The following is a 20,410-nucleotide window of genomic DNA, read 5'->3' as shown; positions in this document are numbered from 1 at the left end:
ACGATGGCGGGGCTCCCCAGAGACCCGCCATCGAGGTCAGCTCACCGTGATCGCCAGAGTCGACAGCATGGACCGCAACATGTCCGGCAAGCGAGCGATCATTCGCTGCTCGGTTATCCGAACGGAGACTGGCGCCGCCAGCGTCGCTCGCCACAGTTCCGGCTGATTCTTCATCAGGTTGTTGTAGACCGGGAGCAGCTGATCGTTGATATAGGTCCACCGACCGTCACGGTCTGCCCAGTTGAAGTCCGGAAGCGGTGTTTTCACAACGGCATTGCCCACCGCGAACGAAAGCGGGTTCGACTCGCGTGGCGGCACAACGCCCGGCATGGACGGTGATGCGGCGAAGGTGGTCAGGTAGGTCAACGAGCGACCGACGCTGCCGCGGTACGCCTTCGCCTCGTCCCACTGATCACCCACCGACTGGTACTGCTCGCGTCGCAGCAGACGCACATTGCCGTCGAAGACCGATTCCGGTGTCCCCGAAGCAATGTTGTTCCACGCGATGCGGGCGTTCTCGTCGAGCAGCCCCGCGCGATCGAGTTCGGCGATGCCGTCGACACCGTTGTGAACCCACGCCATGTGCATGGGAATCAGATCCGAGAAGATGTGTTTGCTCATCGCAATCACCTTGCCCTGGAACCACATCACGTCCTCGGGGCGAATTTCGTGACCGACCTGGAGCAGCGCCGCAATGTCCTCGGGAGCTCCCATCGACGTTGTGACCGGCGATCCGACGCGGTCGATCTCTCGCCACACCAGCGCCATCGCTTCGCTGATCGCCTGGACTTCCAGCACAACCCGCCCGTAGTCCAAGTCGAGGAGCCCACCGGCGAAGGCGGGCCCCACCATTCCGCCCATACCTGCCCACTGCAGTTCTTGATGCTCGAGTTGGAGTCGCTCGTAGAACTGGAAGGTGTTGGTGAGGTTTCCGAGATTCGCGTGCACTCCGTCGAACGGTGTCCACGAAGCGAGATCGATTCCTGCGGATTCGGTCCCGACCGCGAGCCAGTACTGCTCGAGCAGTGTTTGATAGCGACGCGGATCCACTCCCGAGGCTCGGGCGGTATCCACCAAAGACCGAAGAGTTGCGGAATCCGACGGGAGTGACGGATGCAGACCGCCTGCGGCTTCGGCGTTTGCGTTCACCGCTTCCAGGTCGAGGTAGCTGTCGAGGACACCGTTGTTCGCGGACGCCCGGCCGCCGAGTACGACGGCTCCACCGACACCTGCCGAAGCGGCGAGAACCGTGCGCGCAAAATCCCTGCGCGTCAGAGACTTCCGCATGCTCATCGTCCCTCTGCTTCGTCGAACGTCTTTGCCAGCCAGGCGATGTCCTGCATGCCCAACTGATCGGTCACGGTCTTGTACAGATTCGTCACGTAGTCGAGCGGTCCGCACTGCGACGGGATCAGGTCCACGTCACCGCCGTCTTCTCGATACGTCTGTGCCAACTGTTCTGCCTCACTGAAGGGGACGAGGAAATCGTCCTCACAGGAAGAAATCAGAAGCTTGGAGGACGGCGCTTGCTTTCCCAACGTGTTGTCCGCGTACGCCTCGGCCAGTGCCGGGATCGTTCGGGGCGCCGGGTTGGTGAGCAGGACGTCGAAGGGAACAAACGGAAGTCCGAGGTACAGCGCCTGACACGACGCGCGGAAGGCTGCGGCCACGTTGTGACCGATCGGAGTGAGGTGATCGTCGAGCCGGATGTCGGGGTAGCCCGCGTCGAATCCGAGAATGCTCGAGAAGACGAATCCCGAACCGATCCCACCGGCGGCCGTCTCCTCGAACGTTGCCGGGTCGATCATCATCGCTTGGATGGCGCTGGCCTGGACGTTCAATTCCGGCGCGTAGTCATGCGCCTGTTCCGCGGCAAACCCCGCCGCGACACCGCCTCCGGCGACCCCGTAGATACCCACAGGTGTATTTGATTCGAGGCCGGCTTCAGGAAGCGCAAGTGCTGCCCGCACACCGTCGAGCGTTGCCTTGCCCGAGAACTGTCCGATCGAGAACGGATGAGGTGAAGTGTCTCCGTCGTTGCCGACGTCGCTCATCATCACTGCCCAGCCGTGACCGAACATCTCTGCCACCGGGCCGAGCGCCGAGAACATCGCAGGGTCGCTCTGGTTGCCACCGGTCCACTGATGACTGGGCGCGCAGTTCGCGCCCAGGCTGTCGTTCGCCTCGGCGTATCCGATGACCTTGCGATCACCTGGCGCGGTTCCGTCCTCGGGAATCATCAGAATTCCGGTGCTGATCACCTGCCGACCGAAGTGATCGGTGGTTGTGTACATGAGCTGGTGAGCCGAGACCACGTCCGGACGGACCTGGTAGACCTGCACACTGACCGGACGCGCTTTGAGAAGAGTGCCAGGGGCGGTACCCGGCTCGATTTCGGGCTCGTCGAACCACGGATCGTCGGACGCGAGCCCGAGTGGAGTCAATTCGGTGGAAATATCAGCGCCTTGGAGTGCCTTCACGACCAACGGGTTGAACACGTCGGCCAGGTCGACGGTCTCCTGCGCACCAGCCGGCGACCCCACCGCAAACAAGGCCACTGCCAGGGCCGATGCCGTTCCGGCGCGCCATGACCACCGTCGCCACGTCGAGTCAAACATCGTTCACGAGTTCCTTACTTTCGGGTAATGAGCACCCCTACACTCCCATCCACCTGCAATAACAGACAAGTCGGGCACCGATCCGTTGGCCGAAAACCTCGATCGGGCTTAGGCTGACGGCACCTGTCCGGCAAGTCTGGCGTGGGAGGTTTGTCTGTGAGTGCACCGACCCGTGTATCGCGAGCTACCGGCGATTCACTCCGAGCTCGACCGCGGCCGTCCAACATCACGTGCAAAATTCTGATGGCCGTGACGGGACTGATCTTCTCCGCTTTCGTGCTCGTCCACATGATCGGAAACCTGAAGGTCTACACCGGTGCCGATCACTTCGACGACTACGCACACTGGCTTCGAACGGTGTTCGAACCCTTCCTGCCCTACGAGGGACTTCTGTGGATTCTTCGTATCGTCTTGCTAGCGTCATTGGTCGCACACGTCTGGTGCGCCTGGCTGCTGACCGTTCGCGGACGCCGAGCGCGAGGGAAATTTCGACGTAAAGGCTTGGGAATCAAGTCTTTTACAGCGCGCACGATGCCCGTCACCGGAGCAGTGCTGCTGCTTTTCGTCATCTTCCACATACTCGACCTCACGACCGGAACCCGACCCATCGGCAGCAGCGAGTACGAAGCGGCCACGCGCACACAGAGTTACGCATACGACAATCTGATCGCCAGCTTCGAGCGTCCACTGGTGGCGGTGTTCTACATCGTCGCGATGGCCCTGCTGGCAATGCACCTCGCGCACGGACTTTGGAGTGCGGTCAACGATCTCGGCGTGACCGGTCAACGGCTGCGACAGATTGCCGTTGCACTCTCCGGAATCTTTGCGCTCGTCGTGATGGTCGGAAATATGTCGATCCCCATCGCAGTGATGACCGGCGTCATCTCGAAGACAGGAGCGTCATAAGTGAACAGCTTCGAACTCGACGATCTGCGCACCATCGGGGCGCCGGTGGACGGTAAGGTCCCGGCCGGCGATCCACAGACCGCCTGGCCCACTCGCAAGCTCGACTACAAGCTCGTCAGCCCACTCAACCGGCGCAAGTTCACGGTCATCGTCGTCGGTACCGGACTCGCGGGCGCGGCCTGCGCCGCCTCCCTCGGCGAACTGGGTTATCACGTCGAGTCCTTCACCTTCCACGATGCGCCACGCCGTGCACACAGCGTCGCCGCGCAGGGCGGCATCAACGCCGCTCGCGCTCGAAAGGTGGACAATGACAGCCTTGCCCGCTTCGTGAAGGACACGGTGAAGGGCGGCGATTTCCGGGGTCGCGAGGCCGACTGTTTCCGTCTCGCCGAAGAATCCGTACGCGTCATCGATCACATGAATGCCATCGGGGCACCGTTTGCTCGCGAGTACGGCGGCACTCTGGCCACCCGATCCTTCGGCGGCGTTCAGGTTTCGCGCACGTACTACACGCGCGGGCAAACGGGCCAGCAGTTGCAGATAGCGTCGTCGCAGGCACTGCAGCGTCAGATCGCAGCCGGAACGGTCAACCTCCACACCCGAACCGAGATGCTCGATCTCATCGTTTCGGACGGCCGAGCACAAGGGATAGTCACACGCGATCTCGTGACCGGCGAGATCGGTGCCACCACAGGCCATGCCGTCGTACTGGCCTCCGGTGGCTACGGCACCGTGTTCCACAAGTCCACTCTTGCCAAGAACTCCAACGCCACGGCCGCGTGGCGGGCGCACCGACGCGGTGCCCTGATGGCTTCGCCCTCGTTCATCCAATTCCATCCGACGGCACTTCCCGTCAACTCCGAGTGGCAGTCGAAAACCATTCTGATGAGCGAATCCCTACGCAACGACGGTCGGATCTGGGTACCGGCCAAGCCCGGAGACGATCGTGAGCCCGGCGACATTCCCGAAAATGAACGCGACTACTACCTCGAGCGCAAGTATCCGGCATTCGGGAACCTCTCTCCCCGCGACGTCTCTTCACGGGCCGCCCGCGAGCAAATCGACTCCGGTCACGGCGTCGGCCCGCTGAAAAACAGTGTGTACCTGGATTTTCGCGACGCGTTGGCACGGCTCGGCCGCAAGACCATCGAGGAGCGGTACGGAAATCTGTTCTCGATGTATCGCGACGCCACCAGCGAGGACCCGTACACCGTGCCGATGCGTATCGCCCCTGGAGCCCACTTCACCATGGGCGGACTCTGGAACGACTACGACCAGATGACCTCCATCCCTGGCCTGTTCGTCGGCGGCGAGGCCGGGTGGGGATATCACGGTGCCAACCGCCTCGGCGCCAATTCGCTGCTCTCGGCCTGCGTCGACGGATGGTTCACCCTTCCGTACGCGATTCCGAATTATCTTGCGCCGCTGCTCGGATCAGCACCTCTCGAACTTTCCGATCCCGCAGTGACGTCGACGCTCAGTGACGTGAGCAGTCGGGTAGACCTGCTGCTCTCGGTCGGCGGAACACACGGCCCCGACAGGTTCCATCGTCAACTGGGCGAGATCCTCTACGCGGGTTGCGGCGTCACCCGAACGGCCGAGGGCTTGACGAAGGCGATCGCCGAAATCCGCGCGCTACGAGCCGATTTCTGGTCGAACCTGCGAGTTGCCGGCAGCGGAAACCAGTTCAACCAGGAGTTGGAAAGGGCCGGCAGGGTAGCCGATTTCCTCGAGCTCGCCGAACTGATGTGCGTCGACGCACTCGATCGTGACGAGTCCTGTGGAGCGCATTTTCGTGCCGAACATCAGACTCCCGACGGCGAAGCACAACGCAACGATCAGGACTGGTGCTTCGTTTCGGCGTGGGAAACCGCCAAGGACGGCAGACACATTCGACACGACGAGCCGTTGTCCTTCACCGCTGTTCCACTGCAGACGAGGAACTACGTATGAAAATCACCGTGGACGTATGGCGCCAGTCCGGACCCGAATCGCCCGGAACGTTCGACACCTACCAGGTGGACGACGCGACAGTGGAGATGTCGCTACTCGAGCTCCTCGACCGACTCAACGACCAACTAGTGGAGAGCGGCAACGAACCCATCGCCTTCGATTCCGACTGCCGTGAAGGGATCTGCGGGTCCTGCGGCATCACGGTCGACGACGTTCCCCACGGGCCGGTTGCGAACACTCCCACCTGCCGTCAGCACCTCCGAAGCTTCTCCGACGGTGACCGAATCAAACTGGAGCCATTCCGCTCCACAGCTTTTCCGGTGGTCCGAGACCTCGTCGTCGATCGTTCGGCGCTCGACCGGGTGCTCGAAGCCGGTGGATACGTTTCGGTCAATGCAGGAACCGCGCCGGACGCGGACAGTCAGCCGCTCTCGCATCAAAGTGCCGAAGCGGCGCTGGACTTCGCCGCGTGCATCGGCTGCGGCGCCTGCGTGGCAGCCTGCCCCAACGGTGCCGCGCACCTCTTCACCGGTTCCAAACTGACCCATCTGTCCCTCGTCACGCAGGGACGCAACGAACGTGGCAAGCGGGCCCGAGCGATGTCGCACCAGATGGAGGCCGATTTCGGGCCGTGCTCGACCTACGGTGAGTGTGCCGATGTATGTCCCGCGGAGATACCTTTGACCGCGATTGCCGCTGTCAACAAGGAATCGATGCGATTCGGATTGCGGCGCAAGGACAACTGACAATCACCACGCGCCGATCAGCTTCATCCACGCCCCGCCGATGATCGTCCAGATCAGGATGATCACGACGCTCATCACGAACCCGATTCGGAACCATTCCGAAGTCTTGATGTATCCGGATCCGTAGATCACTCCGGCCGGGCCGGAAGCGTAGTGCGAGATTCCGCCGAACAAGCTGCCGATGAAGCCGAACACCAAGGCCGAGAACAGTGGCGGTGCACCGGTTGCCACTGCTGCGCCCAGGAATACCGCGTACATCGCAACGATCTGCGCGGTATTCGATGCGAACAGATAGTGCGCGTAGAAGTAGACCAGCGTCAGGATCGCAAAGGCCCAGATCCACGGCAATCCGTCGACGCTCGAAGAGACCTGCGTTCCGATCCACGAGATCACGCCGAGTTCTTCGAGATGGCTCGCCATGCCGACCAGAACGGCGAAGAACACGAGCGTCTGCCACGCCCCGGTATCGTGGACGAGGTTGTTCCACGTCAGCACCTTGGTCACCAACAGGATGCCGATCCCGACGAAGGCTGTTGTAGTGGCATTGACGTTGAGTTGCGATCCGAGGCACCAGAGCACCAGCAGCAGAACGAAGGTGGCAGCCATGATCTTCTCATTGCGACTGATCGGGCCTGCCTTGCGGAGTTCCTCCCGCGCTTGCTCGGGCGCCTTCGGTGTCTTCAACATCGTGGGCGGGAAGATCTTCGACATCACCCACGGAATCGCGATGAGACTCGCAATCCCCGGAACCGAGGCTGCCAGCGCCCATTTGCCCCACGAGATGTCGATGCCGATCTTGGCCGCCGCATCGACGGCCACGGGATTACCCGCCATGGCGGTGATGAACATCGCCGAGGTGACGACGTTGACTTGCAACGAGGTGAGCAGCAGATACGCTCCGAGTTTCTTGCGAGAGTCCTCGGGCTCGGGATTGGAGTCCTCCAACTTGCTCAGCGAGACGATGATCGGATAGACGACGCCACCAGCTCGGGCGGTGTTCGACGGCGTAGCCGGAGCAAGTATCAAGTCCGTCAACGCCATTCCGTACGACAAACCGAGGCTCGACTTGCCGAGCTTGGTCACGAACATGAGCGCGACACGTTTGCCGAGTCCGGTGACCAGAAAGCCTTCGGCGATGAAGAACGACGCGACGATCAGCCAGATCGTCGTGTTGCTGAACCCGGACAGCGCTTCGCTCGGCGTCTCGGTCTGGGTGATCATGGCGATCGACAGACCGACCAGCGCCACCGAACCCGTCGGCAGGGGCTGCAAGATCAACGCCACGATGGTGCCGACGAAGATTCCGAGCATGTGCATGCCCTTGGGATCCACACCGTCCGGAACAGGCATGAAATAGATGATCAAGCCGAGGATGACGGGCACAGCAGCCGGGTAGTACCGCCTGAGCACCGATTGTTTCGACGGCTCCGTCGGCGGTGTCTTTGCCGGCGGTGTCGTTTCAGCGAGAGACTCGGTGCTTTCGGATTTGGCCTCGGACATGTATATCTCCTCGACTTCTCGCCCCAGGTGATCGCCCCAGATGATTGTCCCCCAAACGTCCGGTTTTCGTGCGGTCAATCGAAGTTCGAGAGAATGCCCTCCTGCGGTATCCACTGCTCTGGATTCCACAGGAGGGCTCATCCCCGGGCGCAGACTGCGGCCCTGGGGTGCGACACATCTCCCTCAAAAGGGTGCGCCTATAGATCAACAGGAGGCGCCGGCGTGCCGCAAGCTTGAATCTCGAAGAGATCCTGTTTCGGCGTTGCTTCAGCATGCCGGTCGGTGCTCGTCAGCACATGGGTCGAATGGCCTGTTCGTCTACCTGTTTTCCGCTCAGCACCGAGTACACCGACGTTTTTCCTCGGCCTACAAACAGGTACGCCACCGGGTAATTGAGCCGTTGTCGGCAAGCGTGCCGCGCCGCCAATCTGGTCATACCTCGGAACCACGATCTGGCGACGAGCGCCCGGCCCACCTCAATCACATTTCAGCACTGACGATTTCGAGTGCCGCGATATGCCGCAAACCACTGCCGCGCCACGCCGAGCCGAGATCGCTGTCCCTTCAGACCGATCAAAGGAAAGAATCATGGGAATTCACCGGAAGAACAATCGTTCTCGCGCCAAACGATCCGTCACGACAGCCGCAGGAGCAGGCGCTCTCGCGCTTGCCTGCACCATCGTTACCACGGGCGTTGCCAGTGCGCACGATTGGTCGCAAGTTGCCATGTGCGAGAGTTCCGGAGACTGGAACATCAACACCGGCAACGGCTTCTACGGAGGGCTCCAGTTCACGCAGTCGACGTGGGACGCATATAAACCGGCAGGCGCGCCGGCCCGGGCCGACCTGGCGTCGAAATCCGATCAAGTCGCGGCTGCGGAGGCAACCCTCTCAGCTCAGGGCATCGGTGCGTGGCCGGTCTGCGGCGCCTACCTCGGCTGGGGCGGCACCACCCCTGATTCGACCACCTCGGCTCCCTCGTCGGCAGGTTCAGCGGGCGACACGGTGACAGTTTCCGCGGGCGATACGTTGTTCAACCTTGCTTCTGCGAAAGGGATTCGTTGGCAGGATGTTTGGGCCAGGAATACCTGGATCGCCGATCCCCACCTGATCTTCGCGGGTGATGTGATCCAATTCTGAAGCAAGACCGCCGAGAGGTAGACCCACGAATCGAGAACATTCGTATCGGGCCGACGACCGGTTGCGCCATCTATTGTCGGGAGTGTGACGGAATCCGACGCCCACGAAGACTCGACTGAATCAACTGAATCGACTGTGGCCGATCGCCCGAGAAAACGCCCACTGTGGCGTGAGATTCTGATCCTCGTTGTGGTCGCACTCGTGCTGAGTGTTGTCATTCAGAACTTCGTCGGACGTATTTTTCTGATCCCGTCGGAGTCCATGGAACCGACGCTTCACGGATGTACCGGCTGCACCGGAGACAAGATCCTCGTCGACCGGATCAGTTATCGATTCGGGGATCCACAACCTGGGGACGTGGTCGTGTTCAAGGGACCCGAATCCTGGAACGACGAGTATCGATCCATTCGCTCCGACAACTCGGTGATTCGCGCGCTTCAGGGACTTGGGTCCATCGTCGGATTGGTCCCACCGGACGAAAACGACCTCGTCAAGCGGGTAGTCGCGGTTGGAGGCCAAACCGTACAGTGCCTGTCCGAGGACGAGGGGCTCAGAGTGAACGGCAAACCGCTGACGGAGCCGTACATCGACGATCGCATTCCCGGCAACGGCATCCCCTGCCAAGGAAAGTATTTCGGTCCGGTCACCGTTCCCGACGGGAACCTGTGGGTGATGGGCGACAACCGCGCCCATTCGAAGGATTCACGATTCCATCTCGAAGACGAACACAGTGGAACAGTGCCGATCGACAATGTGATCGGCAAGGTTCAACTGATCGTCCTTCCCTTCTCACGGTGGGGAACTGTGAGTTCGTTCGATCCGCAGTGACCAACCGAATCAGCCAGTAGGAAAGCATCTTCGGACTACACGGTCGACACAACTCCGCATTCGGACGATCATCGAGCACATCTGTTGCCGAAGGTAGGAGAACCGCATGCGTGCACGACGCATCACCGCCAATCTCAAGGTCGCCGATGTCGGAACCGCCAGGAGTTTCTACTCCGACTATCTCGGTCTGAGTACCGAAGAGTTCAACATGGGGTGGGTCGCTCGCTACACCTCACCCGACACCGGTGCGCACGTACAACTCGTCACGCACGACGCGACGGCGGCCGAGGACTCGGTCATCTCCGTCCACGCTGACGACGTCGACGGCGCCTACGAAGAGGCCCGCAGACTCGGCTACGAAATCGTGCACCCCATTACGACCGAAGAGTGGGGTGTTCGCCGATTCCTCGTCAGGGCGCCGGACGGCAACGTCGTCAACATCGTGCAACACGGTGACTGAACGAACACCGGGACTGAACGAACACCGGGACTGAGCACTTGAAAGACGTCGCTCGACGTTTTAGGTCATTTGACCTAGAGTTGAGAGCATGAAAGATTCCTTGCAGTATTCAGCCGACGGCCCGATCCTCGTGGCCGGCGGATACGGAACCGTGGGCAGCGCCCTGACCGCGCTGCTCGCCCCCGACTTCCCACTGCTCCTCACCGGGCGTACCCCCGAGCGCGGCAACGAACTGGCGCGCCGTCACGGTGCCACCGTCCGCCGCTGGGACCTCCTCGACCCGACGCCTTTCGACGCGTCGGTACGCACGGTCGTATCGACGGTCAACGATCCCCACGATCGTGTGCTGTCCGCTGCCGTCGAGGCCGGGATCCCCTACGTCGACATCACTCGCTGGACAACCCGCGTCGCCCGCGCCGCAACTCTGGCGGGTCAGATGTCGCCGAGCGCACCGGTGTACCTCTCGTCCGGCTGGATGGGCGGAGTCACCAACGTCGTCGCCGCAGCGTTGGCCGAGGAACTGGGCGGCGCAACCGCGATCGACGTCTCGATTCGCTACGACGTCAACGACATTGCCGGGCTCGACTCCGTCGACTTCATCGATCGTCTCGGCCAGGATTTCGAGGTGATGCAGCAAGGCAACCCGATCACCGTCAGCCCGTTGACGGATACACGCTGGATCGACTTTCCCGGATCGCGCACCAAGGTCGGAAGAATCGACACTCCGGAACAATTCACGTTTCCCATGACCCTCGGCGCCGAAACTGCCAGTACTCGAATCGGTTTCAGTTCGAATGCATCCACAACTGCCCTGCTCGCCGCCAAGAAGGTGGGCCTGTTCCGTTGGGGTCGCGGTGACCGCTTCACGCCGCTACGACGCGGACTCCTGTACTCGTCCGGCAAGGGCGGGAGCGCGCAAGTACGCATCGATGTCACCGGCCCGGACGCCGCGGCAAGCGCAACGATCGTCGATCCTCGAGGTCAAGCCCACCTCACTGCGGTGGGCGGCGCGATGGCCGTCAGACATGCTTTGGCCGACGATGCTCAGCCGGGAGTTGCTTTCCCCGAGTCGCTTCCGAATCCGTGCAGCACCGTCTCCGAGTTGGAGAACTTCGGGGTGGCAGTATTGCGGGCATGACCCCTTCCAAGGGTGCCGCCCGCGCGGCAGCACTTCTCGACGCAGCAGAACAGGTCCTCACCACGCAGGGCAATGCCAACTCGGCAATGCGCGATTTCGCGGCCGCTGCCGGAGTGCGGGTGGGGCATCTGCAGCACTACTACCCCACCCGTGCAGACCTGATCCGCGCGGTGATGTCACGTGCATTGACTCGCTCACTGGATCGCCTCGCTGCCATCACAGACACGGATCAGAGCCTTTCTCGCGAAGAGTCCGAGCACTTCATCGCAGTCCTGCTCGGAGAACAGGATGACCAGGCCACCGTGCGTCTGTACGTCGAAGTGTGGGCGATTGCTGCGGCAGACGAGGAAGTGGCGGTGGTGGTTCGAGACTTCTACGCGCAGTACATCGCACACGTCGAGCGCGCTGTTGCGTGTGCACAACCGGATCTGGATGCTGCGGGCCTTGGTGCAACGGCGCAAACCATCGTGAGTCTGCTCGAGGGTTCCGCCGTTCTTCGTTCAGGCATTGCCGGTCGAAAGTCGGAGGCTTCGGACCGAAAGCTGGTGAACACGCTGCAGTACCTGATTCACGGGTCCTGACTCGGACGTATCGTAAGGCCCATGAGCGTTGCAAACGAATGGAGCCGAATCGAAGCGTGGTGCCGTACACACGCGCCGGTGACGGCTGCAGCGTTTCAACCAGGACTCGGTGACACCGTCATCGAGGAATTCGAAGCGTCGACCGGCGTCACGTGGCCCGAGGAACTTCGCGACCTGTATCGGGTGCACAACGGCAGCCTGACTCACGACGACCGGACGGGGCTCTTTCTCGGCAGTGTGCTCCCCGACAAGTTCTTCTACCCCATCGACGTCGCAACCGAAGTTCGCCTCACACTCCTCGAAACGTGGGACGAGACGATCTACGAGAATCCGGACCTCTACGCCGAGGACGAGATGGATCGACACGATCAACGCGACGCAGGCACTGCCGCAACCATGTTCATCCCCTCGTTCGTTCCCTTTGCCGGACTGGACGAGTACCACTACTTCGTGGACACACGCAGTGGTGCACTTCATCATTGTGTGACCGAATATGCGTCGGACGCCACCGACAACGGGGGTCCGATCTGGGCGTCCATCTCGGTCATGTTGGCCGCCCACGCCACTGCGCTGGAAACAGGATCCACGATAGGAGTGTGGAAACCCGTTGTCAGCAAGGGTGTTCTGGAATGGGAAGTCGACGCATGACGTCAGATCGCAACCCGACCCGCCGCATCCTCGCCGACGGTCGCCAGATCTTCTACTTCGACGACGCCGGCCGTTTCCGCGCCCGCACTGCGCGAGATTCACGCGAATTGCCGGCGCTCGACCACTCTTCTCGGATGAGGTTCGACGTCCTCACCGGCGAGTGGATCACCATGGCCTCACATCGTATGACGCGGACCCACCTCCCCTCGGCCGCCGATTGCCCGCTGTGCCCGACCAACGAAACACGCACGCCCACAGAGATACCCGAATCGGACTACGACGTCGCGGTGTTCGAGAATCGGTTTCCGAGTTTTGCGTCGGCGCCCGGCGATGCCGCCCACAGTCCAGGAGACGACCCGAGCGATCGCCCAGCTGTCGGCCACTGCGAGGTGATGTGTTTCTCGAGCGATCACACGGCGTCCGTCGCCGAACTTCCGCTCGAACGCATGCGCAAGATTGTCGGTGCCTGGATTTCTCGGACCGAAGAGTTGTCGGCGGATCCAGATGTGGAACAGGTGTTCTGCTTCGAGAATCGGGGCGAAGAGATCGGGGTGACACTCACCCATCCGCACGGACAGATCTACGCATACCCCTTTCTCACGCCACGCACCCGATCGATGCTGACGCAAGCGGGCAAGCACTTCCAGCGCACCGGTCGCTCACTACTCGCCGACGTTCTGGCATTCGAGCGCAAAGACGAGTCACGGTTGATCTACGACGGCGACCACTGGAGCGCCTACGTTCCGACTGCTGCACGATGGCCCATCGAGATTCACCTTGCGCCGCACCGCGACATCCCGGACCTTCCGTCACTGAACGACGAAGAGCGCGAGGAGCTTGCGGTGGTCTACCAAGATCTCCTACGCCGTGTCGACCGCTTCTATCCGGGCGTCGACCGAGTGCCGTACATCGCGGCCTGGCACCAAGCCCCGGTGCGCGTGGACCGCGCGCTGGGTCGCCTGCATCTTCAACTGTTCTCGATCTTGCGTGCACCCGGCAAACTCAAATACCTCGCCGGGTCCGAGTCCGCAATGGGCGCCTGGGTGAACGACACACTTCCCGAGGCAGTCGCGGCCCGCCTGCGGGAGTTGAAATAGTGGATCCTGTCTCGAAAGAATCTGTACTCCAACAGTTCCACGACACCTACGGATATCCGGCAACCGGGGTCTGGGCGGCGCCCGGTCGAGTCAATCTCATCGGCGAGCACACCGACTACAACAACGGCTTGTGCTTGCCCGTCGCTCTCGAGCAGCGAACACTGGTAGCCGCCGCGCTGCGCAGCGACAGGACTGTGCGCGTTCACAGTCGGCAATCCGACGAGACATACTCCGGGTCCGTCGGCGACATCGCAGCAGGATGGGCCGCCTACCCCACGGCCGTGATGTGGTCGCTGGCGCGCGAAGGTCTTCCCCTCGAGGGTATCGATCTGGCGGTCGACTCGTCGGTACCGGTCGGGGCCGGGCTGTCGAGCTCCGCTGCCCTCACCTGCTCTGTGTCGTTGGCCGTCAACGATCTTCACGGTTCGCCGTTCAGCCGAGATCAGCTGGTGAAGATGTGCATCCGAGCGGAGAACGAGGGCGTCGGCGCACCGACCGGCGGGATGGACCAAACGATCGCCCTCTTTGCCAGACCCTCGACTGCGTTGCTGCTGGACTGCCAGGACGGATCAACCGAACCCATTCCATTCGATCTCCACAATGCCGGCTTCGAACTGATCGTCGTCGACACCCGGGTCAAACACTCACTCGCGGACGGACAGTACGGGTTGCGCCGATCCCAATGTGTCGACGCCGCAAAGGCTCTCGGCGTCGACAGTTTGCGAGAAGCAACTGCAGAACAGGCCGAATCGTTGTCAGATCCGATTCTCCGGACACGGGCGCGGCACGTCGTGGCCGAGATCACCCGAACACGGCAAGCAGCAGAACTCCTACGCAACAGCAGATTCAGTGATGTCGGAACGCTGTTCGACAAATCCCACGCGTCGTTGCGCGACGACTTCGAGGTCTCGTGTGAAGAACTCGACGTCGCCGTTGCCGCAGCACGACGCGGCGGCGCGATCGGTGCGCGGATGACCGGTGGCGGCTTCGGAGGTTCGGCCATCGCATTGGTTCCGGTAGGTAGGGGAGCGGAGGTCACTGCGTCGGTGGGCCGCGAATTTGCAGCGCGAGGCTGGCGAGCGCCCCACTTTCTCACCGCCGTCGCCGGGGGTTCGGCCACCCGGCTGTGAGCGAACGGCACTTTCAGCGCACTGACGGCGCCAAACGTACCGTTCGCTCCGGTTGGGACACCTCGAGATCCCCCTCACATAAATAGTCATCTCAGATGCGAATTATGTAGGTTCAAGTCATGCAACTGACGCAGTTCACCGATCTGGGATTGCGCGTCGTCATGCGGTTGGCCGTACTCGACGCGGACGCCTCCCCCAGTACCCGGGATGTTGCGCAGCAGCTCAACGTGTCGTACTCCCATGCCACCAAGGTGGTTACACGGCTCGGCGAGTTGGGCATCGTCACAACCAGGCGCGGCCGCGGCGGTGGACTTTCCATCACCGAACTCGGCCGCACCGCCACCATCGGCTGGCTGGCCCGACGCCTCGAAGGGCCCGGCGAGGTCGTCGACTGCGAGGGCGACAAGCCGTGCCCACTGCGCGGCGGTTGCCTCCTTCGAAGTGCGTTGCGCGACGCTCAGGAAGCGTTTTTCGTTTCGCTCGACGCGGTCACGATCGAAGACGTCATCCGTCAGCCGTCCAAAACTGTTCTGCTTCGCCTCACCACCCGGAGCGACGAAGCAGGCTGATCAACCGAATTTCGACCGAACGGAGCAGCTCATGCTTTCCCCACAGTCAACCGAGGTCATTCGCGCCACCCTTCCCGTGGTCGGCGCTGCCATCGGCGATATCACAACCCTGTTCTACCGCAAGATGTTCGACGCACATCCCGAACTCGAACGCGATCTCTTCAATCGAGGCAATCAGAAGCAGGGTGAACAGCAGAAAGCACTTGCCGGCGCTATCGCGGCATTCGCAACACTGCAACTCGAACCCGACAGTGCCAAGGTTGATCTCATCCTTTCACGTATCGCTCACAAGCACGCGTCGTTGGGCATCACCCCTGACCAGTATGCGATCGTCCACGAACACCTCTTCGCCGCAATCGTCGAAATACTCGGCGATGCAGTCACTCCCGAGGTCGCGGCAGCATGGGACGAGGTCTACTGGCTGATGGCCGAAACTCTCATCACGATGGAACGGGGCCTCTACCAGCTCGCCGGAGTCGAGACCGGTGACGTGTGGCGAACTGTCAGAATCAGTGAGCGCGTCCTGCAATCTGCCGACACCGTCTCACTGACACTCACCTCGCTCGACGACAGCGCACTGCCCACCTTCGCTCCCGGACAGTACCTTTCGGTCGGCGTGGTGCTTCCAGACGGCGCTCGCCAGATTCGTCAGTACAGCTTGTGCTCGGTGCCGAGCAGCGCTGACTGGCGGATCAGTGTGAAGCGAATCTCGGGAACTCCCGACGGCGAGGTGTCGAACTTCCTCTACAACAATGTATTCGAAGGACAAGAGCTCTCCGTCACCACACCGTTCGGTGATCTCACCATGCCCGACGACGACTCACCACTGCTCCTCGCGTCGGCCGGAATCGGTTGCACACCGATGATCGGCATGCTCAATCATCTTGCGGACACCGGTGCACAGCGTTCCGTCTCCGTTATTCATGCTGACCGATCCATCGCCGATCATGCTCACCGAGCAGAACTCAGCACGCTCGTCGAAAAGATTCCCGCCGCAACCTTGCACCGCTGGTACGAAGATCTCGGCACGCACGTTGCGTTCGGATCGGTTCACGAAGGACGAGCGAATCTGGAAGACATCGCAGTGGAGCCGGATACCCAGGCCTTCCTGTGCGGGCCGATGCCGTTCATGTTGGCGATGCGCGCATCGTTGCTCGAACGGGATGTGCCGGCACAGAATATCCACTACGAGGTCTTCGGACCGGACAGCTGGGCCAATACCTGAGCGGCGATTCCCTACACTCGAGACTTGCGTCAGGGGGTGTAGGGCGCATCGACTCCCAGGCGTTCGCGCTCAGTGGCCACCATGTCGCGGACGTTGGCCCGCAAGCTTGCAGCGTCGAAGACGATGCCGTCCTTGATCGTGTAGCGAACCCCGCCGACGCGAGCCATGGTGCCGTCGGGTTGACGGCGCAGGTGACCGTGACCGTAGAGAGTCTTGAGGTTGGCAAGAGGATTTTCGGCGGTGACGAGCAGGTCGGCGCGCTTCCCCGGCTCGACGATCCCGAGATCATTTCGTCCCAAAAGGGTTGCGGCGTTGGAGGTGACGCACTGGAGCACTTCGAGGGCCGTCAGTCCCGCCTCTCGCAGTAGCTCCAGTTCCTCGATGAGACCGAACCCGTACAGGTTGTAGATGAAGCCTGCGTCAGAACCGGCGGTGAGTAGACCACCACGGTGGTAGAAGTCTCGGACGAAGGTCATCCACAGGCGGTAGTTCTCTTTCCAAGCGACTTCCTCCTCGGTGCCCCAGTCGGTGAAGTACGAGCCGTGAGTCTCAGGATGCGGCTGGAAGAATTGCCAGGCTTGTGGGGCGGTGTAGTCGCGGTGGTACTCACGACCGCGGGCCCGCGCAGCGTCGCGGGAGGCGACGTAAACGACCAGAGTGGGATCCATCGCGGTTCCGAGAGCGACAAGCTCGTCGATGGTTTCATCCCAGACGCGGCTGCCCGGTTCGGCTGCTTCGTGCCAGAGCCGTCCGAGTTGTTCGAAACGATCGTGCTCGTTGTTGTAGTTGTAGGAGGCGGGGAAGCGCTGAACCCGACGGTCTGCGAACATTGATTCCGGTAGCCCGTAGCCGTGTTCGATGCTGGTGAGACCCCAGCGTGCAGTGGTCAGAGCGTTGACGCGGGCGACGTCACTGACGGCGTGGTGACACGCGGTGGCCAGACCCAGACGCGTTGCCTCCTCGATGGCTGCCTTGAAGATTTCCGGTGGAGCGCCGAAGAACTTGATTCCGGCCGCGCCGGCATCGGCTTGCGCAGAGACCCACTCCTCGGCGTCTTTCGGGGTGCGAAACGGTTCGCCGCGCCCAGCCCCGAAGGCGGCGTAGGTGACGATGCGAGGTGCGGTGATCTCGTTGGCATCACTGCGGGCAGCTTCGTCGAGTGTGAACGGAACGCCATTGACTATCGCGCCGGGCTCACGGACCGTGGTAATTCCGTGCCCGAGCCAGAGTTGGTAGATGTAGTCGGCTCCCGGCCCCTGATGCGAGAAGCCTATGTGGGCGTGTGAGTCGATGAGACCCGGAAGCACGTAGTGACCACTGAGATCCAGCACCTCGGCGGAGGAATCGGTAATTCGACCGTGCTGAGTCATGTCGGTGTTTCGGCCGGCGGAGTTGATCGAACGGATCTGGTCCTTCTCGATGACGACGTCGGCGGGTCCGTAGGGCGGTGCTCCGGATCCGTCGATGACAGTGACGTTCTGGAGCAACAGTCGCTTGTACGGCCCGCGGCCGAGACTCCCTTCGGTTCCGGACGCGATGATCGGGGAGGACGTGTTCGACATGTGTTGCCTCTCTCGAGATATGCGGAAGAAGAACGCTGGGCGGCAACTCCGCGTGTGTTGAAGTCTGTTGCAACCCACGCACACTCAACGGCAAGAGCCCACTCTGAACTCCGCGACCACCGAACATCGATTTGCATTGTGTGCGAACAGGTTCAGCCGGACGGCGCGGCCGAAATCAGTTGGGTCGGACTGCGTGGAAACCAACACCCCGAGGTGTCACGACACCATCCCAATGAAGCGATTCCAAACACTAGATGCAAATCAAATGATATGCAACAATTGATGCATGATTCTTTCAGTGCTGACCTTGCAACCCACCGCAGGCCGGATCGAGGACTTGATCACGTTCTACCGAGAGGCAGGTGTCCTCGAAGCCTCGGGCGCTCTGTCGACGCAAGTCATGGTCGCCGAGGACAACCCGACCACTTTGGTGGTCACTGCACTGTGGCCCGACGATTCGGCTTACACGGTGTGGCAGAATTCGCCGGTACACCTGGAATTCGGTCGCAGCATGGCGTCGTTCTTCGACTCCGGAGACAGCACACGCTCACACCGGTTCCACATCGTGCACCACACCGACCGGGAATCATGACTCCACTCGGTTGGCCACTCCAACGGGAAGAGACGACGTGGCAATCGAGGAATGGCTGGCGGACAGGGACGGGCGCGATACGCTCAGCCTCGGTGGGAAGAAAGTTGTCAACGTCCTGGTTCGAGCGCCCCAATTCGCCACGTACTCTTCTGCCCGCGAGGTCGCCGAACGCGCCGACGTCAACGTATCCACCGTGGTACGCACCGCACAACAACTCGGCTTTGCTGGATGGCAAGAGCTGCGCGAGGAGTTGCGCGCCGTTTACCTCGGCAAAGTCGCCGCGGGAAACGCCACCACCACCACCGAGCCGACCGAGGCCACACAGCTGTTCCGCCAGGACAGCGCGAACATCGCCGCACTCGCCACCGAGTCGAACCTAGCAGCTATCCGGGCCATCGCGGGGGCCATAAAACGATCCCGCCGGACACTCGTCATCACTTCCGGAGTCGGCGCCGCACCCGCACAAGTTCTCGGCACGCTCGGCACGATCTACGGCCACGACATCCAGCTCTCATTCGGCCACCCGACGACCCAGGCGATCGAAGTCAACAGCCTCGGTGAGACCGACTGTCTGGTCGTCATCAACGTCTGGAGACTGACCCGGACCTTGCGCGGACTGACTCGCATGGGCCGCGAACGCGGCGCCACCGTCTGCGTCCTCACCGACCTGCGCTCATCTCGCCTGGCCGATGACGCCACACACCTGATCGTCTCTCCCATCGAGGGCATCGACGGTTCGGTCTCGGTCACCGCAATGGTGGCTGCGGTGCAGGCCGTGCTTGGCGAGCTCCGCGACGCCGACAGTAATCACGCTGCCGGCCTGGTCCAAAAGGTATGGAACGACCTTGATCTCATGGATGACCGAGACTGAGTCGAGATGTCTGACGTCAACCCCGAAGACACTCCCGAACAGAATGCAGTAGAGATTCTTTCGCGATGGTCGGGTTCGGGAGAAAGGTAGGGGTTCTGCACAGAGCCCCTACACCGGACCACTGTCTGCGAACTGGACCTTGGCGCGCGACCGCAACCCCTTGTGTACTCGTCTGGGCAACTGCCGAGAAAGCAACCAGACCGAGTAGTGGGAGACCGACATGATCACGTCAGCGTCGATGACGGGAGTCGCGCTGATCGCCCTCGCGATGGTCTTGACACCGGGCCCCAACATGATCTACCTGGTGTCCCGCAGCATCAGTCAGGGCCGACGAGCAGGATTGATCTCACTCGGCGGCGTCGCGACCGGGTTTCTGGTCTACCTCGCCGCGACGTGTGCCGGGTTGACGGCGGTTCTCTTCGCCGTACCCACGGTGTTCACCGCCGTGAAGATCGGCGGCGCCCTGTATCTCGCCTATCTCGCCTGGTCGACGCTACGACCGGGTGGCAAGTCCGCTTTCGAGGTGGGCGAAGTCGATCGCCACGGCAGCGGTCGTCTGTTCGGGATGGGGTTGACCACCAACCTGCTCAATCCCAAGATCGCGCTGATGTACGCGGCGCTCATCCCCCAGTTCGTCGATCCCTCTGCCGGCCCCGTCTGGCAGCAAGCGCTGATACTCGGCGGAGTACAGATCCTGGTGGCAGTCACCGTCAACGCGTTGATCGTCTGCAGTGCGGCAGCCGTGTCGACCTTCCTCATGGCACGTCCGGTGTGGATGCGCGCTCAGAAGTGGCTTGCGGGTGGCATTCTCGGAATCTTCGCCACCCGCATGGCGCTCGAGTAGTC

20 protein-coding genes are annotated in these 20,410 nt (G+C 61.8%); 16 read left to right on the top strand and 4 right to left on the bottom strand.

Features of this window, described 5'->3' with window-relative positions; translation table 11 throughout:
* Nucleotides 1-36: 36 nt before the first annotated feature.
* Both ACFWEM_RS02380 and ACFWEM_RS02375 read right to left on the bottom strand, forming a co-directional pair.
* Nucleotides 37-1,293, bottom strand: coding sequence for a Tat pathway signal protein (locus ACFWEM_RS02380; RefSeq protein ID WP_378530811.1), 1,257 nt, complete (start codon nt 1,291-1,293; stop codon nt 37-39).
* Nucleotides 1,290-2,618, bottom strand: coding sequence for a lipase family protein (locus ACFWEM_RS02375; protein WP_378530809.1), 1,329 nt, complete (start codon nt 2,616-2,618; stop codon nt 1,290-1,292). Before ACFWEM_RS02375 ends, ACFWEM_RS02380 begins: the two co-directional genes overlap by 4 nt.
* Nucleotides 2,619-2,774: 156 nt before the next feature.
* Here ACFWEM_RS02375 and ACFWEM_RS02370 point away from each other — a divergent pair, with 156 nt between their 5' ends.
* Genes ACFWEM_RS02370 through ACFWEM_RS02360 form a run of 3 tightly spaced genes read left to right on the top strand, consistent with a single transcriptional unit; the run spans nt 2,775 to nt 6,223 of the window.
* A complete protein-coding gene (locus tag ACFWEM_RS02370; RefSeq protein WP_378530807.1) occupies nt 2,775-3,524 on the top strand; it encodes a succinate dehydrogenase cytochrome b subunit in 750 nt (249 codons plus the stop codon).
* On the top strand, nt 3,525-5,477 hold the full coding sequence (locus ACFWEM_RS02365; RefSeq protein WP_378530805.1) for a fumarate reductase/succinate dehydrogenase flavoprotein subunit: 1,953 nt from the start codon (nt 3,525-3,527) through the stop codon (nt 5,475-5,477).
* A complete protein-coding gene (locus ACFWEM_RS02360; RefSeq protein ID WP_378530803.1) occupies nt 5,474-6,223 on the top strand; it encodes a succinate dehydrogenase/fumarate reductase iron-sulfur subunit in 750 nt (249 codons plus the stop codon). The genes ACFWEM_RS02365 and ACFWEM_RS02360 overlap by 4 nt, the downstream gene beginning before the upstream one ends.
* 3 nt (nt 6,224-6,226) lie before the next feature.
* On the opposite strand, the gene ACFWEM_RS02355 is transcribed toward ACFWEM_RS02360, so the two are convergent.
* A complete protein-coding gene (locus ACFWEM_RS02355) occupies nt 6,227-7,723 on the bottom strand; it encodes an anion permease (protein ID WP_378530801.1) in 1,497 nt (498 codons plus the stop codon).
* Between the two features lie 588 nt (nt 7,724-8,311).
* Here ACFWEM_RS02355 and ACFWEM_RS02350 point away from each other — a divergent pair.
* The 10 genes from ACFWEM_RS02350 (at nt 8,312) to ACFWEM_RS02305 (ending at nt 16,539) form a co-directional block, all read left to right on the top strand.
* Entirely contained in the window at nt 8,312-8,863 is a 552-nt protein-coding gene (locus ACFWEM_RS02350) for a transglycosylase family protein (protein WP_378530799.1), read from the top strand.
* 84 nt (nt 8,864-8,947) lie between these two features.
* A complete protein-coding gene (gene lepB, locus ACFWEM_RS02345; RefSeq protein ID WP_378530797.1) occupies nt 8,948-9,691 on the top strand; it encodes a signal peptidase I in 744 nt (247 codons plus the stop codon).
* A gap of 106 nt (nt 9,692-9,797) precedes the next feature.
* Nucleotides 9,798-10,151, top strand: a complete 354-nt coding sequence (locus ACFWEM_RS02340; protein WP_378530795.1) for a VOC family protein — start codon at nt 9,798-9,800, stop codon at nt 10,149-10,151.
* Nucleotides 10,152-10,239: 88 nt separating this feature from the next.
* On the top strand, nt 10,240-11,289 hold the full coding sequence (locus ACFWEM_RS02335) for a saccharopine dehydrogenase (RefSeq protein ID WP_378530793.1): 1,050 nt from the start codon (nt 10,240-10,242) through the stop codon (nt 11,287-11,289).
* Entirely contained in the window at nt 11,286-11,870 is a 585-nt protein-coding gene (locus tag ACFWEM_RS02330) for a TetR family transcriptional regulator (protein ID WP_378530791.1), read from the top strand. The genes ACFWEM_RS02335 and ACFWEM_RS02330 overlap by 4 nt, the downstream gene beginning before the upstream one ends.
* A gap of 21 nt (nt 11,871-11,891) precedes the next feature.
* A complete protein-coding gene (locus ACFWEM_RS02325) occupies nt 11,892-12,518 on the top strand; it encodes an SMI1/KNR4 family protein (protein ID WP_378530789.1) in 627 nt (208 codons plus the stop codon).
* Nucleotides 12,515-13,615 (top strand): galactose-1-phosphate uridylyltransferase, encoded by a 1,101-nt coding sequence (gene galT, locus ACFWEM_RS02320; RefSeq protein WP_378530787.1) that lies wholly within the window; start codon nt 12,515-12,517, stop codon nt 13,613-13,615. The genes ACFWEM_RS02325 and galT overlap by 4 nt, the downstream gene beginning before the upstream one ends.
* Nucleotides 13,615-14,745 (top strand): galactokinase, encoded by a 1,131-nt coding sequence (galK, locus tag ACFWEM_RS02315; RefSeq protein WP_378530785.1) that lies wholly within the window; start codon nt 13,615-13,617, stop codon nt 14,743-14,745. The genes galT and galK overlap by 1 nt, the downstream gene beginning before the upstream one ends.
* Before the next feature lie 119 nt (nt 14,746-14,864).
* Complete coding sequence (locus ACFWEM_RS02310) at nt 14,865-15,314, top strand: Rrf2 family transcriptional regulator (RefSeq protein ID WP_042446409.1); 450 nt, start codon at nt 14,865-14,867, stop codon at nt 15,312-15,314.
* Nucleotides 15,315-15,345: 31 nt separating this feature from the next.
* The gene (locus ACFWEM_RS02305) at nt 15,346-16,539 is read left to right on the top strand and encodes a globin domain-containing protein (RefSeq protein ID WP_378530783.1); all 1,194 of its coding nucleotides are present in this window, start codon (nt 15,346-15,348) and stop codon (nt 16,537-16,539) included.
* A gap of 29 nt (nt 16,540-16,568) precedes the next feature.
* Here the strand turns inward: ACFWEM_RS02305 and ACFWEM_RS02300 are convergent, their stop codons facing one another.
* On the bottom strand, nt 16,569-18,101 hold the full coding sequence (locus ACFWEM_RS02300; protein WP_378530780.1) for an amidohydrolase family protein: 1,533 nt from the start codon (nt 18,099-18,101) through the stop codon (nt 16,569-16,571).
* Between the two features lie 286 nt (nt 18,102-18,387).
* Here ACFWEM_RS02300 and ACFWEM_RS02295 point away from each other — a divergent pair, with 286 nt between their 5' ends.
* From ACFWEM_RS02295 to ACFWEM_RS02285, 3 genes are all read left to right on the top strand, one after another.
* Nucleotides 18,388-18,693: a putative quinol monooxygenase gene (locus ACFWEM_RS02295; protein ID WP_378530778.1), complete on the top strand. Its 306-nt coding sequence runs from the start codon at nt 18,388-18,390 to the stop codon at nt 18,691-18,693.
* A gap of 37 nt (nt 18,694-18,730) precedes the next feature.
* On the top strand, nt 18,731-19,564 hold the full coding sequence (locus tag ACFWEM_RS02290) for a MurR/RpiR family transcriptional regulator (RefSeq protein WP_378530776.1): 834 nt from the start codon (nt 18,731-18,733) through the stop codon (nt 19,562-19,564).
* A 220-nt stretch (nt 19,565-19,784) separates the two neighbouring features.
* Nucleotides 19,785-20,408, top strand: coding sequence for a LysE family translocator (locus ACFWEM_RS02285; RefSeq protein ID WP_378530774.1), 624 nt, complete (start codon nt 19,785-19,787; stop codon nt 20,406-20,408).
* Nucleotides 20,409-20,410: the final 2 nt, after the last annotated feature.

The organism is Rhodococcus sp. NPDC060176, from assembly GCF_042728675.1.
Taxonomy (GTDB): Bacteria; Actinomycetota; Actinomycetes; order Mycobacteriales; family Mycobacteriaceae; genus Rhodococcus_F.
This window is presented reverse-complemented; position numbering and strand designations above follow the sequence as displayed.